The following is a 17,531-nucleotide window of genomic DNA, read 5'->3' on the forward strand; positions in this document are numbered from 1 at the left end:
CTCAAGTATTTCCATTGCCTCTTTTTCAGGCATAACTTTCACATGAAAAAGAATAACTTTCATTGTGAAAATATCATGATTTCGGTTTAATCGCTAATGATAGTGCAGTTTGACATGCTGTATCCGTAGGGAAGATCACATCCGGGATTAAATCCTGCTGATGTAATCCATGAAGGTGCGGTAATGCGCGTGGGCGGGCAAAAACACTGATGCCACGCATGATCATGCTGTCACTGACGCGCATATTCTCATCAAAAGCCAGCGCCATCACCACTCTCGGTTTAAAACGCCCACCAGAACGGCCCACTCCGACCGATTTACTGTTTTGGCAAAGCCTATCAAAAGCACGGTTAAAGCGGTTGATTTGCCACCATCCGAGCAAAATCTGAAGTACCCAGGCGATGATGACAATACTGATCAGTGCTGATGTAGGAGACATAATTTACCCTTTTACTCTTCGCCCTAGACGCCGCAGCGGTGTTAGCTGCACTCATGCACCCGAATCACTGACTGATGTCAGCTCATCGAGATTTACTCGTTGGCTGCCTTGCTGCAGCGCCAATGGCTTTGAGTCATATCTTCGCCCTAGACGCCGCAGCGGTGTTAGCTGCACTCATGCACCCGAATCACTGACTGATGTCAGCTCATCGAGATTTACTCGTTGGCTGCCTTGCTGCAACGCCAATGGCTTTGAGTCATATCTTCGCCCTAGACGCCGCAGCGGTGTTAGCTGCACTCATGCACCCGAATCACTGGTGCGAGTCAGTGATTCGGGCTTGATAACTCATTGCTTTAAAAATTATTACTTTAAAACATCACTTGCCCGCCGGTAATGTTAATAGATTGGCCGGTACAATACGCGGCTTTATCACTGGCGTAGAACAACAGCGTATTGAGCACATCCTGATAATCGCAGCCGCGTTTTAGTGGCACTTTATCGGTATAATATTTTTCAACTTCTTCGGGTTTAATGCCCAATTTTGCAGCGTATTGCGGCAAAAGTGATTGGAACATCGGCGATTTTAACAGATTTCCTAACATCAGTGAATGCACGGTGATGCCGTAATCCGCCAAATCGAGCGCCAATGATTGTGTCAAACCAACACCACCAAATTTCGCGGCGCTGTAACCCGAGTTGTGTTTGCTGCCGACTTTACCTGATTTAGAATTGATTTGGATGATGCGCCCGGCAATGCCATCACGGATCATCAGGCGGGAGAATTCGCGAGCACATAAGAAGTAACCTACCAGGTTCACTTGCAGTGAGCGGTCAAAATCATCCAGCGGGAAATCAGTGATAGGCGCGGCCTTAGCAATGCCAGCACTGTAAACCAGCAAATTAGCTTGATGGAAGCGCTGATCGACCGCTTTTGCCAACATCTGTACGCTGTTTTCATTGGTTGCATCAACCTGGAAACCTTGTGCGCTGTCGGTACCATATTCGGCATTAATCTGGTCCGCGACCAACTGTGCGTTATCTGAATTCAAATCAGCAACCGCCACTTTATAACCTGCTTCGGCCAGACCATGGCACAAAAATGCACCCAGAGTTTGCCCACCACCAATCACTACTGCTACTTGTTGTGACATAACGACCTCCCAATTTATCCTTAGTGATTGAAATTGCAGCGGTATTAGCTTTACGCACTGCAACTTCAAAACGTCGGATATAAATTAATAAATAAATTAACGAATAAATTTCAACGAACTGCCAACAGAAATATCAGTTGGTGTCGGGCCAATAACATGAATAGAACCTGGGAACTCTGGCTGCTCATCGCCATTAAATCGGATGGTGATATGACCCAATTCACGGAGGTTTTGCGTCGCCACTTCGCCCACGGCGGTGATGACATAGCGCATCTCGGCCAATTCCATAATGTTGCCAGCCTGTAATTCCCCATCAGTGGCGCTGTGCTGGTGGATAAAACAGAACTCTTCAATATCTTTAGGTGCCCCTTCGCGGAAGGTGATGAGCATGTCATCCAGCAGCGCCTCACGGGCGCTGTCTCCGATATTGGTAATAGTTGTCTGATAAATAGTATTCACACGTACATCCTTAACCGTTGAATTTATTACAGAAAGTCTAATTCTTCTCTCTTGCTAATAACATCTTATTGATAAATAAAGGCAGATGCTGCCCAAGCAATCAATACCGTCGGCGCACCTGTCAGGAAGCGGCCAACCAAGACGGATGGAACACCCACGCGGACGGTATCTTGCTTCGCTTCAGCCAGAGACAGGCCGACCGGGATGAAGTCACATGCTGCTTGAGCATTAATTGCAAATAATGCTGGCAGGGCTAATTGCGGTGGGATATTCCCCAAACCAATTTGTACCCCAACCAATACGCCGATAACTTGCGCAATAACTGCCCCTGGGCCTAAGAATGGTGACAACAGCGGGAAGGAACAAATCAGCGCCAAGAGCACTAAGCCAATCGGGCTGCTGGCCAGCGGCGTTAAGCCGTGGGCAATAAAATCACCCAAACCGGATGCCATGATGATGCCGATTAATGCCGAGACGAAGGCCATAAATGGCAGAATGGTTTTCAGTACAGTATCAATGGTGTCGCGGCCTGACTGGAAGAACACGGCCACAACAGAACCCATGCCCATCCCCACTTTTGCCAGCAAACCGTCACTTTGTTCGGTGATTTTCTTGGTGGTATCGTAATCACGCCCCCCTTTGGCAGCAGGGGTGTTCGCCGCTTTGGGTGTGGCTTCTACTGTCGGAGCGGCGGCGGCTGCACTGTCGGTTTTACTGATTTTCTGGATATTCTTTTCACGGACGCCGGAGACATAAATATCTTCCAGTATGTATTGCGCCATCGGCCCAGATTGACCGGTTGAATGGATGTTGACGGTAGGTATACGGCGCTTAGGGTACAAACCACAGCGCAGGGTGCCCCCACAGTCAATAATGGCAATGGCGATTTCTTCCGCTGGCGGCTCGCCTTCTTTGAAACCATCGACGGCTTCCCAGCCAGTCAGTTCGCTGATGCGGTCAATAATGGCCGGGCGGGTTCCGGCAGTGATATAGACAATTTTTTTACCGGGGACGATTGGCAACTCTAATGGATCACCCCAACCGCCTTCGCCTTTTTCAATCCGGATAAATTCACTCATGATCTGCTCCACACAGTATGTATTTGAATTACATATTAAAGTTGTACGTCACGGTCTAGGCGGATGCCCATTTTGCGTTCGAAAATGGATGTCGTCAGGTCAGTAATCCAGCCGCGGAAGAAGTTGGTCACCATCCCGACCAGGAAGTAGCTCACCGCCAGCGGGCCTAATGGCAGGCCCAGTGTGGTTAAACCACTGGCGATACCGAGGTAGACGAATAATTCACCTGGATTGATGTGTGGGAACAAACCATTCATTGAGTGACAGCTGTAAGACGCTGCGGCGTAATAGCTTGGTTTGTATTTTTCTGGCATAAAGCGCCCGAGACTTAATGTCATCGGGTTACAGAATACAAAGGTACCAATCACTGGCAGCAGCAGATAACGAGAAACAGGGTTCCCCGCGCAACGTTGCGCCAATCGTTCAATCCTGTCCTGACCGACAAATTTGATCAGCGCATTCATGATGACTAACAAACTAATTAATAAAGGTAAAATCCCGGTGACCATTCCAACAAAAACTTCTCCCCCTTTCTGGAAGAGTCCGATAAACCACTCGGCTCCATGGGTTATAAGTTCAATCATTCTTCTTCTCCTGTAATCGAGGTTATGGCTGTTTTTATAAACTTTTGTTATCAAAAGAAATTTAATGTTCCGCCTGCTAAAGCGGTTTCAAAACACGGAGAGTTCAGAATGAACTTCAGCATCTTGTTTGTCGCCATGTGCACTACCATAATCATTTTTTAGATCTATTTATCGCATATAGATCACACTTTGAAAGAAAAAGCTTTCAAAGTGAATATTAAAAATAAAAGAAAATTAAATCGAAATGAAAGGTTTTCGTATGGTGAAAATGTGACCGTCTAAGATGACGTCGGATTTGAAATGAAAGATGCAGAAGTTAAAATAGGGATAAAATAGAGAATAATCATGGGCTAACGATTGCTAGCCCTTGTGTAGATAGTCAGCCTAGCAGCTCACAATTCGGAGGGAGGCGACATTGGATAGCATTGGGGATTATCTCAATATGAAAGTTTTTTCCTGATAATGGCTCTCCATCCAGATTGAAAGTAATGTCATGCGGCGCGGTGATGTCGAGCCAGGGTAGCGATGTTTCAATGACATTCTTGTTTTTCTCGCCACTGAAGACGCTGGCCAATAGCGCGGGCAGTAATTCTTCGGCGATCAACAAACGCAATTGTAACAAACCATCATTAATCAGAGCATCAGGGCAGAGCGGTTGCCCGCCACCGGCTTGTCGGCCATTGCCAATTCCTATTACCAAAGCATCGCCAGACCATTCAAAGCCAGGGCCGCGAATTTCACAGCTGTCAGCTTTAATGGCGTCCATGCGCATCAGACCGTGAATAAAGTAAGACGCGCCACCTAACACTGCCTTGAGTTTGTCCGGCGTTTCGGTAGTTATGCGAGTACCAAAGCCCCCGGTAGCCATATTGATAAAATAGTGTTTATCATTCACTTGCGCTAAATCAATGGCAACCACGCGGCCTTTCACCGCTAACTGCAATGCGTTTTCTATTTGCAGAGGAATGCTGCAACTGGTGGCGAAATCGTTGGCCGTCCCCAATGGCAGGATACCCAAACAGGGGCGATTTTCCTCCGGTAATGTTATCAGTGCGCTGGCGACTTCATTGATAGTGCCATCGCCACCACCGGCAATGACTGTATCAACCGCCAATAATGCGGCTTCTTCGACATAGCGTTTTGCATCACCGTGCTCCCAAGTAACACGAACATGGAGAGTCACACCTTCCTCGCGCAAGTTTTTGACGGCATTGCGAACATCTTGGTTACCCGCTCCTTTACCATTAAGGATGAGGAGTGTCTGTGGCATTGAGGTCATAACTTGCTCCAGAGCGTTTTTGCAATAAACTTAACAATAACCCACACTTGTTTAATTTATCTATCAGATTATTCAATAAATAATGGAGAATATCAGTAATAGTTGGCCCTAATAAAATAGTTTTTATTTTTACTGGAATATTTATTTAACTAAGATGATTTTTATTTGGTGTGGGATTATTCATGGAAGGAGATAATTCTCGTTATTATTAAACAGTATAACAAGAACCACTAATAATAAATAAATGAGACAAATTATCTATAATCAACAGGTTAGGAGGGTAAAAAGAAAAGGCCAGCCCAAGGGAGATTGGGCTAGCCAAGGAGGTGGTTCCTAGTCTTGCTGTAAAACTTTTTTAGTTCTTGATTGTACTCGAGCTATCCTACCCCAGTGTTATTATAATTGATGTGATCCATTTCTAATATTTGCTAAAAATGCCATCTGAACGATGGCATTATTTGGTATTACAGCTTCTTAGGCTTTTTCGTGAGGATTACGGCTATTTGTTCCGTTCAAATTCCGTATCAGTAAGCCATATTCTACATTAATGTCTTCGGGAATAGGCAAATACATGATGTGCCCGTTACCCGGCGCGATATCTGCCGGTTGACCCTTTTTATCCTGCATACTTTCAAGGATAAACTGGATATTACCCCGGGGAGTCATCAACTCAACACTGTCACCGACTGAGAATTTATTTTTGACGATGACTTCAGCCTGCCCATCACGGCGAACACCGGTAAACTCGCCGACAAATTGCTGGCGTTCTGAAACTGAATAGCCGTAGTCGTAAGTTTGTTGATCTTCATGCACATGACGGCGTAGGAAACCTTCGGTATAACCGCGGTGAGCCAAGCCCTCCAATGTGGTTAGCAAAGTCGGGTCAAAAGGTTTACCGGCCACGGCATCATCAATAGCGCGGCGATAAACCTGCGCGGTACGGGCGCAATAATAGAATGACTTAGTGCGGCCCTCAATTTTCAGCGAATGCACGCCCATTTGGGTCAAGCGCTCTACATGTTGAATAGCACGCAAGTCTTTGGAATTCATGATGTAAGTGCCATGTTCATCTTCAGTCGCCGTCATGTACTCACCTGGGCGTTGGGCTTCTTCTATCATAAATACTTTGTCGGTTGGGGCGCCGATACCCAATGTGGGTTCGACATTCTTCACCGCAATAGGCTGATGGATATGCACGATATTGCCAATATCATCTTCTTTGCCTTCCTGAACATTATATTCCCAGCGGCAGGCATTGGTGCATGTTCCCTGGTTCGGGTCACGTTTATTAATGTAGCCGGAGAGCAGGCAGCGGCCGGAATAGGCCATGCAAAGTGCGCCGTGCACAAAAATTTCCAGCTCCATGTCGGGCACTTGTGCGCGGATTTCAGCGATTTCTTCCAATGATAATTCACGGGAAAGTATCACGCGGGTCAAGCCCATTTGCTGCCAGAACTTAACGGTCGCCCAGTTAACAGCATTGGCTTGCACCGACAGGTGAATATCCATCTGTGGGAAAGCTTCTCGCACCATCATGATTAAACCGGGGTCAGACATAATCAGGGCATCTGGCCCCATATCAATTACCGGTTTTAAATCACGTAGAAAGGTCTTCAGTTTGGAGTTGTGGGGGGCGATATTCACCACCACATAGAAGCGCTTGCCCAAATCATGGGCTTCCTGAATACCTAATGCCAGATTCTCGTGATTGAATTCATTATTACGAACTCGCAGGCTATAGCGCGGCTGACCGGCATAAACCGCATCTGCGCCATAAGCAAAAGCATAACGCATATTTTTAAGGGTGCCGGCAGGGGATAACAATTCCGGTGTAAAAGGCATATTTGGTGAAGATATTGATGATGACGACTCTTTTGGTAAGGACATATCACGGCTCTCAGTCTGAGTTCAAGTCAGAACCACGCCCGAGGGAGTGGCTAAAAGCCGAGGATTGTAACCTTGCCCATCGTGAAAATCAGCCATTGCACAATTTTTGTAAGGTTTAAATGATCTGGATCAATATGAGGAGAGAAAAGCGCGGTCACATACTCCGCGCGAATACATTCTTAGCAGGGTAGCTCGGCAAAATAGTGCTATCGAATCAATAAGATTACAGTGTCAGGTCTTTAATTATGGTGGTCGGGCCGTTTTTCACGACAGAAGCAATTCCCTTTTTAGCGGCAGCTTCGGAACTGTAGGATTCACTGACACCAATAACCTGATGGTTTTTCGCTTTCAACACGAAATAAGGCTCATTTTTCGTGTTGAGCTTTAACTCATATTGGCTTTCCAGTGGAGAGTTACTTTGTACCGATGATATGCCGTTTTCAGCGGAAGCTTTACTGGCGTACATCTCACTGGTGAGAATTATTTCGCCATTACTGGCTTTCAGACTGAAATGATACTGCCCATTTTTTGCTTTCTTAATCTCATAGTGACCGGTGGCCATAATGTTGCTCCTTTTGGTGATATGCCTATTAGAGTGTAGTCAACGACTCATACACCACCAACATTAGTAAAGAGCGAATTACAGCAAACGGCAAATCTCGGCCTCCCAGCGATACCCCATTCCATAAACCGCGCGAATAAAGGGCTTCTCACCATCAAGGGCTTCCAATTTTCGCCGCAGATTTTTGATATGGCTGTCGATAGTGCGGTCAGTCACCACGCGGTAATCGTCATACAGATTATTCAGCAGTTGCTCGCGGCTAAAGACATGGCCCGGTTGGGTTGCCAGGATTTTTAGCAGGCGAAACTCCGCTGGGGTCAGCTCCAGTAAATGGCCCTGATAGCTTGCCTGGAAGCGGGATTCATCAATCAGCAGCGGTGCGCTTTCACTGGGTTGTTCCCGCTGTTGTTGGCAACGGCGCAGGATAGTTTTGACTCGCGCCACCACTTCCCGTGGGCTATAGGGTTTGCAGATATAATCATCAGCCCCTATTTCTAACCCCAATAGCCGGTCAATCTCTTCCGTTTTCGCCGTGACCATCATGATAGGGACATCGGAAAAACGGCGGATTTCACGGCAAATACTGATGCCATCAGTGCCGGGTAGCATCAAATCCAGCAAGATGATGGCGGGAGGAGCCTGGCGGACGGCGGCGACCACTTCGGCACCATTGGTGAGCCACTGAGTGCTGTAACCTGCGGCTTGCAGGTAATCGACCAATAACTGGCCGAGTTTGGGCTCATCTTCAACAATCAATACGGTACCAAACTGGCTGGTAGACTGTAGCTGTTCGTGCATAAGATGAATTACCCTATTGAATGGAATAGCGGAAATACTACCGTAATCCGCAGGCCGCCCATAGGCGAATGTTCGGCACTGATTTTACCGCCATGTGCTTCAACAATATTGTGGCAAATTGCCAAGCCCAGCCCCGAGCCGCCACTGGCGCGGTTACGTGAGCTTTCAGTGCGATAAAAGCGCTCAAAGATGCGTTGTAACTGTTCATCACTAAGGCCCGGTTTAGTGTCCTGCCAGCTTAGCGTTAAGGTTTCTTCTGCAAGCTGAGCGCTGATTTCTAATTGCCCCCCCTCATTGGTGTAGCGCAGGCTATTTTCCAACAAGTTGTGAAACAGCTGATTTAGCCGGTCGGGGTCGCCAAACATGACAGCTTGTTCAGGTAGGTGGGTGGTGATGCGGATATTTTTATTTTCAAAGCGGCCATGGAAGCTGGCAATAGCAATTTGCAGCAGGCGAGTGGCATCTAACTGGGTTTTACGATAAGCCAGCGCCCCTCGATCAGAGAGCGAAAGTTGGTGTAAGTCATTCACCAGTTTTGTCAGTATGGCGACCTCAGCTTGCAGTGAAATCAGCGATTCTGGTGTTGGCGCGCGCACGCCATCTTGCAAAGCTTCCAGTTCACCGCGCAATACCGCCAGTGGAGTGCGTAACTCGTGGGAGACATCGGCCATAAAGTCGCGCCGATTCTGTTCATTTTTCTCCAGTGAACTGGCTAACTGGTTAAAATCCTGCGCCAAACGGCCCAATTCATCGCGGCTACTGACCGCCACGCGGGCGCTGAAATCACCGGCAGCCAGCCGATGAGTCCCTTCCACCAAGCGTTTTACTGGAGCCAACATGCCGCGCGATAAAATCCAGGTCACAGCAGCGGCCAAGAAAGTCGACAAGGCGACAATAATCCAACTGGTGCGGCGCTGTTGCTGATCAAAATTAATATCAGCATTGCGGGTTAGTTTTTCCGGTGGGGTAGATATCACCCAGCCAACCACCTGTTTATTCACGGTTATTGCCCTGCTGCTGGCCTCTTTGGGGAGCTTCCCGGTGTGCCCAACCAGCAGATTATTATCATTATCCACCACCCAAAATTGAGTGCGCCAACCGCGTGGGGGCAAGTTGCGGCTGTTATCACTACTTTGCTCGAGAGACTTCATTATCTGATAAATAACTTGATCATTATTGCGCAAAAAATCCCAATTACCGTAGCGCTGATATTGAACTTCAAGCGCATCTCCTAGCATGGCTATCCGCTGTTCATTAGTTTGCTTGATATAATCAATAAAGCCGCGCTCGAAGCTGGCTCTTATTCCCCAATGCATGGTGATGAGCACCAGCATGCAGGTGGCAAATATCGCCATAAACAGTTTTCCGGTAATGCCGATTCTCATGCTATTTCCACCTATTTTATCGGTTAGCCGGTTTCGCGGACGGGCGGGGTAGATTACGATTAATGCTGGTATCCGGTGGTACGCGGTTAAATATCAGGGCAGGTAGCGCGATAATAATTGCCATATCCATCATTTTTAAACACGCAGGTGTGTTGGCTGCACTTTTAAGTCTATAGCGTTTGCCATTATTCCAGTCTCATCAACGGCTTTTTACTAAAGCGGCTGCGTAGCTGGTCAAAATAGAGATAAACCACTGGCGTGGTATATAAGGTGAGTAACTGGCTCATGACCAACCCGCCAACAATAGTAATCCCGAGTGGTTGGCGTAATTCAGCGCCATCACCACTGCCCAAGACCAACGGCAACGCGCCGAATAAGGCGGCCAGTGTGGTCATCATAATCGGTCTAAAGCGCAGCAAACTGGCCTGGAAAATGGCATCGCGGGCGCTAATATTGCTATTGCGTTGTGCATCGAGAGCAAAATCGACCATCATGATGGCGTTCTTTTTCACGATACCAATCAATAGCATAATGCCAATCAGGGCGATGAGACTAAAGGGCGCATCGAACAGTTCCAGCGCCAGTAATGCCCCGACCCCGGCGGAGGGCAACGTTGATAATATGGTCAGCGGATGAACATAACTTTCATACAAAATCCCCAGCACGATATACACCGTGGCGATCGCCGCCATAATCAGCCAAAGCTGAGATTTCAAGGTTTCCTGGAACACCTGCGCGGTACCGGCAAACACGCCGCGCACCGTGCTCGGCACCCCCAACTCTGTCATTGCCCGCTCAACTGCGGCGGTGGCTGCAGACAGGCTACCGCCATCGGGTAAGTTAAATGAGATAGTCGAGGCGGCTGATAAACCTTGATGATTGACCGCCAGCGGGGCATTCGCCGGCCGCCATTTAGCAAAATAAGACAGTGGAATTGACTGACCGTTGCTGTTAATCACAAACATTTTGTCCAGTGAACTCACATCCTGCGTGTATTGAGGCGCGACTTCCATCACCACTTTGTATTGGTTTAGTGGCTGATAAATAGTGGAAATTTGCCGCTGACCAAAGGCGTTATTGAGCAACGCATTGGCATCTGACACATCAATACCCAGCCGCGCCATGGTTTCGCGGTCATAGGTCAGCGCCATTTCCGAGCCTTTATCCTGTTGGTCGGAGTTCACATCGGCTAACTCCGGTAACTTGCTCAGGGCAGCTCGGACTTTTGGCTCCCATTCACGCAGGGCGGTTAAGTCATCCGCCAATAACGTAAATTGATAGCTGGCGTTGGATTGACGGCCACCGACGCGAATATCCTGCACCGGAGAGAGGAACAAACTGGCCCCCGGCTCTTTTGCCAACTTGCCGCGTAGCCGGGCAATCACTTGTTGGGCTGTTTCGCTGCGTTCACTCAGTGGTTTCAATGAGATAAACATCGAACCGCTGTTGGTGCGCGAACCGCCGGTAAATCCAGTCACATTGTCGACCGCCGGATCGGCACTGACAATTTTCATAAAATCTTTCAGTTTTTGCTGCATTGCCTGGAAAGAAATACTCTGATCGGCTTGAATAAAGCCCATCATGCGGCCGGTATCCTGCTCAGGGAAAAAGGTTTTTGGGATACTGATATAGAGCCAAACATTCAGCGCAATAGTGGAAAGCAGCACGGCCATTACCCAGCGCGTATGGCCCAACACCCAATTGAGTGAGCGGCCATAACCTTGCTGAATAGCTAGCAGCACTTTACCGAAACCGCGAATACGTTGCTGCTGACCGGCCGGATGGGCGCGTAGCAAATGGGCGCACATCATCGGCGTTAGGGTCAACGAAATAACTAACGAGATACCGATAGCCACCGACAATGTAACGGCAAACTCACGGAATAACCGCCCCGGTAACCCCTCCATCAGCAGCAGCGGAATAAACACTGCCACCAGAGAAATACTCATCGACAGCACAGTAAAACCGACTTCGCGCACCCCGCGCAGGGCGGCAACCATCGGTTTGACCCCGGCCTCCAGATGGCGAGAAATATTCTCCAGCACCACAATGGCGTCGTCGACCACAAATCCGGTGGCGATGGTCAGCGCCATCAATGACAGATTATTAAGGCTAAAGTCGCACAAATACATAGCAGCAAAGGTGCCAATCAGCGAAACCGGCACCGCAACGGCGGGGATCAAGGTGGCGCGGCCTGATCTTAGGAACAGGAACACCACCAGAATCACCAATGCCACGGCGATCACCAGCGATTGCTCCACTTCATCCAGTGAGGCGCGGATCGTCGGCGAGCGATCTTGCGCAATATTCAATTGAATCGAGGCCGGAATAGAAGCGCGCAGGGCTGGGAGTTCGGCCCGAATTCTGTCGACCGTGGCGATAATATTCGCCCCCGGTTCACGGCTGATCACCAAGAGAATCGCGGGTTTACCGTCAGACATCCCGGCATTGCGCACATCCTGCACGGAGTCGACGACATTGGCGACATCTTGCAGCCGCACTGCGGATCCATTGTTGTAGTGAATGATAAGCGGGCGATAACCCTCGGCAGTTTTGATCTCATCATTGGCCTGCACCTGCCAATGTTGCTCATTGCTATCAATGGAACCTTGCGGGCGGCGCACATTGGCCGCGCTAATCGCCTGACGCACCGCATCCAGTGACACACCTTGGTTGAACAGTGCGCTAGGATTAAGCTCTACCCGCACCGCAGGCAGTGAACTGCCACCGACGGAAACCTCACTGACGCCCTCGGTCTGAGCAATTTTCTGTGCCAATTGAGTCGAGGCAAAGTCATATAATTGGCCCTGACTGAAAGTATCCGAGGTCAGCGTCATGATCATAATTGGCGCATCAGACGGGTTCATTTTGAAATAGGTCGGGCGGTTTGGCATGCCCGAGGGGAGCAAGCTTTGCGCGGCATTAAGCGCCGCCTGTACATCACGGGCCGCACCATTAATATCGCGGTCGAGGGAGAATTGCAGAATAATTCGCGTACTGCCCAGCGAGCTGGTTGAAGTCATTTCATTGACGCCAGCAATTCTTCCCAGTGCGCGTTCCAGTGGTGTGGCAATGGATGACGCCATGGTTTCGGGGTCGGCACCGGGCATGGAGGCACTGACCATAATCACCGGATAATCGACCTGCGGCAGCGGTGATACCGGCAATAAGCTAAAGCCGATAATTCCGCTGAGGGTGATGGCCAGTGTCAGCAGGGTGGTGGCGACCGGGCGCTGGATGAACAGAGCAAAGAATTTCACGGCTGTTCCCGCCCATCTGGCAATTCTGGCGTCTCAATATCTTCATGATGATAGCGATTTTTGCCATGAGAATTGCGTGCCAGTTTATCAAATAACAGATAGATAACTGGCGTAGTGAACAGGGTCAGCACCTGGCTGACAATCAGTCCGCCGACCATACAGACCCCGAGAGGATTGCGTAATTCGGCCCCGGAACCGGTACTGAGCATCAGTGGCAACGCGCCAAACAGCGCGGCCAATGTGGTCATCAGAATAGGGCGGAAGCGCAATAAACAAGCTTGATAAATTGCATCATACGGCGTCATGCCCTGATCCCGCTCGGCGGCCAGCGCAAAGTCGATCATCATGATGGCGTTTTTCTTCACGATGCCGATCAGCAGAATGATCCCGATAATGGCGATCACATCCAGCTCATTGCCGGTCAACATCAGGGCCAGCAAAGCCCCGACACCGGCGGTCGGCAGGGTGGATAAGATAGTCACCGGGTGAATAAAACTTTCGTACAACACCCCGAGCACGATATACATCGCCACAATAGCGGCAATAATCAGCCATAGCGTGCTGCCCAGTGCGGCCTGGAACGCCAGTGTCGAACCTTGGAAGCGGGTCATAATATCCGCCGGTAGCTCAATTGCCTGCTCCGCTTGGGTCACGGCATTGACGGCTTCCCCCAGAGAATAGCCCTGCGCCAAATTGAATGAGATGGTGGCTGATGGGAACTGATTCAAATGGTTGATAGAAAGCGGCCCAAAACGCTCTTCAATAGTGGCAATGCTGCTTAGCGGCACACCTTTGCCGTCACTGCCAGTCAGGCGGATATCATTGAAAGCCGCCAGCCCCGGTGTGGCTTTGACATCATGCTCCAACACCACCCGATACTGATTGGCTTGGGTATAAATGGTGGAAATCAACCGCTGGCCAAAGGCGTTATAGAGCGCGTTGTCGATGGCTGCCATGGTGATCCCCAGACGGCTGGCGCTGTCTCGGTCGACATTAACAAAGGCCACTAACCCCTGATCTTGCCAGTCGCTGGTGACATCCTGGAATGGCGCTTGTTGCTGTAATTCACTGACCAATTTCGGCACCCAGGTGCTCAGTTCCTCCAGTGAGGTAGCTTGCAGAGTGAACTGATATTGGGTACGGCTCAGTTGGGTATCAATGGTCAAGTCTTGCACCGGCTGCAAATAGAGTTTAATCCCCGGAATTCCGGCCACACTCTGCTGCAAGCGGGTGATTATCTCTGGGATGCGATCCTCTCTGCTGCTCAACGGCTTAAGGTTAATCTGCAACCGGCCATTGTTGAGAGTGGCATTGGTGCCATCGACCCCGACAAATGAGGTCAAGCTTTCGACCGCCGGATCTTTCAGGATAATAGCAGCCACTTGTTGCTGGCGTTCCGCCATATTACTGAATGAAACAGATTGCGGCGCTTCCAAAGTGCCCTGAATGAGTCCATTGTCCTGCAAGGGGAAAAAGCCTTTAGGGATCAATAAGTAAAGCAACACGGTCAACACCAGAGTGCTTAGGGCGACACCCAGAGTAATCCATTGATGATTAAGCACTTTTTTCAATGCGACTGCATAATGGGCGATGACCCAGTCAAAGAATTTTTCACTGGCGCGCGACAGGCGGTTTTGCTTGCGCAGAGATTCATAACTGAGCATCCGTGCGCACATCATTGGTGTCAGTGTCAGGGAAACCACCGCTGAAATCAGGATAGCCACCGCCAGTGTGACGGCAAATTCGCGGAACAGGCGGCCGACGATATCACCCATAAATAGCAGCGGAATCAACACCGCAATCAATGAGAAAGTTAGAGAAATAATGGTAAATCCAATCTCACCAGCCCCTTTTAGCGCGGCATCCAGCGGTTTCTCGCCCTTTTCGATATAGCGCGAGATATTTTCAATCACCACGATGGCATCATCGACCACAAAACCGGTGGCAATGGTCAGGGCCATTAATGTCAGGTTATTGATTGAAAAACCAAGGAAATACATCGCGGCGAATGTCCCAATCAGTGACAGCGGCACGGCAATGCTGGGGATAATGGTGGCTGCTGCATTGCGCAGGAACAGGTAAATCACCATCACCACCAATACAATCGCTAGCATTAATTCAAACTGCACATCACTGACCGAGGCGCGGATAGTGGTGGTGCGGTCAGTCAGCACTTTGACGTCAACCGACTTCGGCAGGCTTTTGATCAAATCCGGCAGCATTTCGCGAATACTGTCGGCAGTGGCAATCACATTAACCCCCGGCTGGCGCTGGATATTCAGCACAATCGCCTGTTGGGTATTGGCCCAGGCGGCCAGTTTGTTATTTTCTGCGCCCTGTTCGATGGTGGCGACATCCTGCAAGCGCACTGGCGCACCATTTTGGTAAGCCACAATCAGGTCGCGGTAATCCTCGGCGGATTTCATTTGGTCATTGGCCGACAAGGTGACCGAGCGAGTTGGCCCGTCCAGACTGCCTTTGGCGGAGTTGACGTTGGCATTGCTGATGGCGGTGCGAATGGTTTCGCTATCTAACCCTAAGGCGGCTACCGCCGGTGCATTGAGTTTTACCCGCACTGCTGGGCGCTGACCGCCAGAGATGGTGACCAAACCAACCCCGGTCACTTGCGAGATTTTCTGCGCAATGCGGGTTTCGACCATATCTTCCACTTGAGTCATCGGGATCGCGGTGGAGGTCACCGCCAGAGTCAGAATGGGCGGATCCGCCGGATTCACTTTGCTGTAAATCGGCGGATAGGGCAGGTCATTGGGCAGCAGATTTGTGGCGGAGTTAATCGCCGCCTGCACTTCTTGCTCGGCTACATCCAGCGGCAAAGTGAGCTGGAATTGCAAAGTGATGACCGATGCGCCACCGGAGCTTTGTGACGCCATTTGTTTCAAGCCAGACATCTGACCAAACTGGCGCTCTAATGGCGCAGTAATGGCGGAGGTCACCACATCCGGGCTAGCGCCGGGATAGAGGGTGACTACCTGAATGGTCGGATAATCGACTTCCGGCAGGGCGGAAACCGGTAAGGCGCGGTAGCCGAGAATCCCCGCTAACAGAATGGCGACCATAAATAATGTGGTGGCGACTGGGCGCAGGATAAACAGCCGTGATGGCCCGCCGCCGGGTGTTGGAGGCATCACTTGCATCAGGATTTCTCCGCTGCTGGGGCGGTGCCAGCCGGTGCATCAGTCGCCGGTTTTTCACCTCGACGGTGTGTGCCTTTTTCGGTCGTAGCCGATTTTTCTGCCACATTGGCTGGCGCAGCATCCGCTGAACGCGGAGTGACCACTTCAACTTGCAAACCTTCCGTCAGGCGATCAATACCGTCAGTGACCACGCGCTGACCAGCTTCCAGCCCGGTGCTGATAACCACTTGTTTACTATCTTGAATTCCGGTGGTGACTAAGTGCTTACTGACTTTATTCTCGTCATTTAATGTCCAGACAAAACTCCCCTCGTTACCCATTTGCACCGCCGCGGTTGGCACCACCACGGCATTTTGCAGTAAATCCACTTTGATACGCGCATTCACAAATTGATTCGGGAACAGCACGTCATCTTCATTGGCAAAGCGGGCTTTCAGCTTAATGGTACCGGTGGTGGTATCAATTTGGTTATCAATACTGAGCAGATAACCTTGGGCTAGCATCTGCTTATTGGTGCGGTCCCATGCTTCAACCGGCACGGTAGTATTGTTTTTTGCTGCATTTTTCTGTGCTTGCATAATGGCCGGGATATCACTTTCCGGCAGGGTGAAGACCACATCAACAGGATGTGTTTGAGTGATAACCACAATCGGGGTGGCGGTGCCGCTGGTAATGTAGTTGCCGACATCCACTTGTTTTAACCCGACTTTACCGGAGATGGGCGCGGTAATGCGGCTATACGTCAGTTGCAGTTGGGCGCTGTCGATAGCCCCTTGATCGGCTTTTACACTGCCTTCGCTCTGGCGCACCAATGAGGCTTGAGTATCTAAATCTTGTTGTGAAATCAGGCCGGTTTTAGCCAGTTTTTGATAGCGGGCCAAATCGCGGCGAGCATTGTCCAGTGTGGCCTGGTCTTTGGCCAGTTGCCCTTGAGCTTGAGTCAGTTGGACTTGGTAAGGGCGCGGGTCAATTTCGACCAGTAAGTCACCGGCCTTGACCTGCTGGCCTTCAGTAAAGTGGATAGCCATTAACTGGCCATCAACCCGGCTGGTGACCGTGACGGTGTTCGCGGCAATCACTGTCCCTAAGCCGGTGAGATAACGCGGCACAGCTTGTTCGGTGGCGGTGGCGGCTTGCACTGGAGACATCGGCATATTACGGCGGCCACCCGCGCGTGCGGAGCTACTCCCTCCGTCATTTTGCTGTGCCCCCGGCGCACTGTTTGGTGGGGCAGCACTGAAATGACGCCAGACAAACACAGCAACAATAATCGCCACCACGATTCCCAATAAAGTCAGCAATCGGGAAGTGCGTTTGGATTGAGCTTTCATGATGCGGTGAGTCCCTTTTATTGATCTGTTTATGCGCACACAGGTGCAAAAAATAAAAATTCATACCCCATAGATTTCGAGATTCAGGAGCGCTGCTTGCAGCGGCCTCGCAGAGGCGAGACCCAAGGATGGGCTGAGTAACGAGCGCAGCCAACACACCTG

Annotated in this window: 13 protein-coding genes; all 13 read right to left on the reverse strand. The window is 50.0% G+C overall.

The genetic code is table 11. The annotated features are described in order from the left end of the window. Nucleotides 1-73: 73 nt before the first annotated feature. A complete protein-coding gene (gutM, locus tag OP863_RS05430; protein ID WP_038635257.1) occupies nt 74-439 on the reverse strand; it encodes a transcriptional regulator GutM in 366 nt (121 codons plus the stop codon). A 368-nt stretch (nt 440-807) separates the two neighbouring features. Continuing rightward, nucleotides 808-1,590, reverse strand: coding sequence for a sorbitol-6-phosphate dehydrogenase (srlD, locus tag OP863_RS05435; RefSeq protein WP_038635254.1), 783 nt, complete (start codon nt 1,588-1,590; stop codon nt 808-810). 96 nt (nt 1,591-1,686) lie between these two features. After that, nucleotides 1,687-2,049 carry a PTS glucitol/sorbitol transporter subunit IIA gene (gene srlB, locus OP863_RS05440; protein WP_265525963.1) on the reverse strand — a complete coding sequence of 121 codons (363 nt, stop codon included), beginning with the start codon at nt 2,047-2,049 and terminating at the stop codon, nt 1,687-1,689. A 65-nt stretch (nt 2,050-2,114) separates the two neighbouring features. Continuing rightward, complete coding sequence (locus OP863_RS05445; RefSeq protein ID WP_265525964.1) at nt 2,115-3,128, reverse strand: PTS glucitol/sorbitol transporter subunit IIB; 1,014 nt, start codon at nt 3,126-3,128, stop codon at nt 2,115-2,117. 35 nt (nt 3,129-3,163) lie between these two features. Continuing rightward, complete coding sequence (locus tag OP863_RS05450; protein WP_038635245.1) at nt 3,164-3,712, reverse strand: PTS glucitol/sorbitol transporter subunit IIC; 549 nt, start codon at nt 3,710-3,712, stop codon at nt 3,164-3,166. A 379-nt stretch (nt 3,713-4,091) separates the two neighbouring features. After that, a complete protein-coding gene (yegS, locus tag OP863_RS05455) occupies nt 4,092-4,982 on the reverse strand; it encodes a lipid kinase YegS (RefSeq protein WP_072089049.1) in 891 nt (296 codons plus the stop codon). Nucleotides 4,983-5,465: 483 nt separating this feature from the next. Next, nucleotides 5,466-6,785, reverse strand: a complete 1,320-nt coding sequence (gene yegQ, locus OP863_RS05460) for a tRNA 5-hydroxyuridine modification protein YegQ (protein ID WP_265526234.1) — start codon at nt 6,783-6,785, stop codon at nt 5,466-5,468. 316 nt (nt 6,786-7,101) lie between these two features. Beyond that, nucleotides 7,102-7,440 (reverse strand): YegP family protein, encoded by a 339-nt coding sequence (locus OP863_RS05465; protein WP_038635235.1) that lies wholly within the window; start codon nt 7,438-7,440, stop codon nt 7,102-7,104. A 78-nt stretch (nt 7,441-7,518) separates the two neighbouring features. After that, nucleotides 7,519-8,238 carry a two-component system response regulator BaeR gene (gene baeR, locus OP863_RS05470; RefSeq protein ID WP_145588856.1) on the reverse strand — a complete coding sequence of 240 codons (720 nt, stop codon included), beginning with the start codon at nt 8,236-8,238 and terminating at the stop codon, nt 7,519-7,521. A gap of 8 nt (nt 8,239-8,246) precedes the next feature. Next, entirely contained in the window at nt 8,247-9,623 is a 1,377-nt protein-coding gene (gene baeS / locus OP863_RS05475; protein ID WP_265525965.1) for a two-component system sensor histidine kinase BaeS, read from the reverse strand. A gap of 185 nt (nt 9,624-9,808) precedes the next feature. Continuing rightward, a complete protein-coding gene (mdtC, locus tag OP863_RS05480; RefSeq protein WP_265525966.1) occupies nt 9,809-12,883 on the reverse strand; it encodes a multidrug efflux RND transporter permease subunit MdtC in 3,075 nt (1,024 codons plus the stop codon). Then, entirely contained in the window at nt 12,880-16,038 is a 3,159-nt protein-coding gene (locus OP863_RS05485) for an MdtB/MuxB family multidrug efflux RND transporter permease subunit (RefSeq protein ID WP_145588859.1), read from the reverse strand. The genes mdtC and OP863_RS05485 overlap by 4 nt, the downstream gene beginning before the upstream one ends. Continuing rightward, the gene (locus OP863_RS05490; protein WP_265525967.1) at nt 16,038-17,369 is read right to left on the reverse strand and encodes an MdtA/MuxA family multidrug efflux RND transporter periplasmic adaptor subunit; all 1,332 of its coding nucleotides are present in this window, start codon (nt 17,367-17,369) and stop codon (nt 16,038-16,040) included. Before OP863_RS05490 ends, OP863_RS05485 begins: the two co-directional genes overlap by 1 nt. Nucleotides 17,370-17,531 lie beyond the last annotated feature (162 nt).

Source organism: Yersinia sp. SCPM-O-B-9106 (C-191), from assembly GCF_026183365.1.
Lineage (GTDB): Bacteria > Pseudomonadota > Gammaproteobacteria > Enterobacterales > Enterobacteriaceae > Yersinia > Yersinia rochesterensis.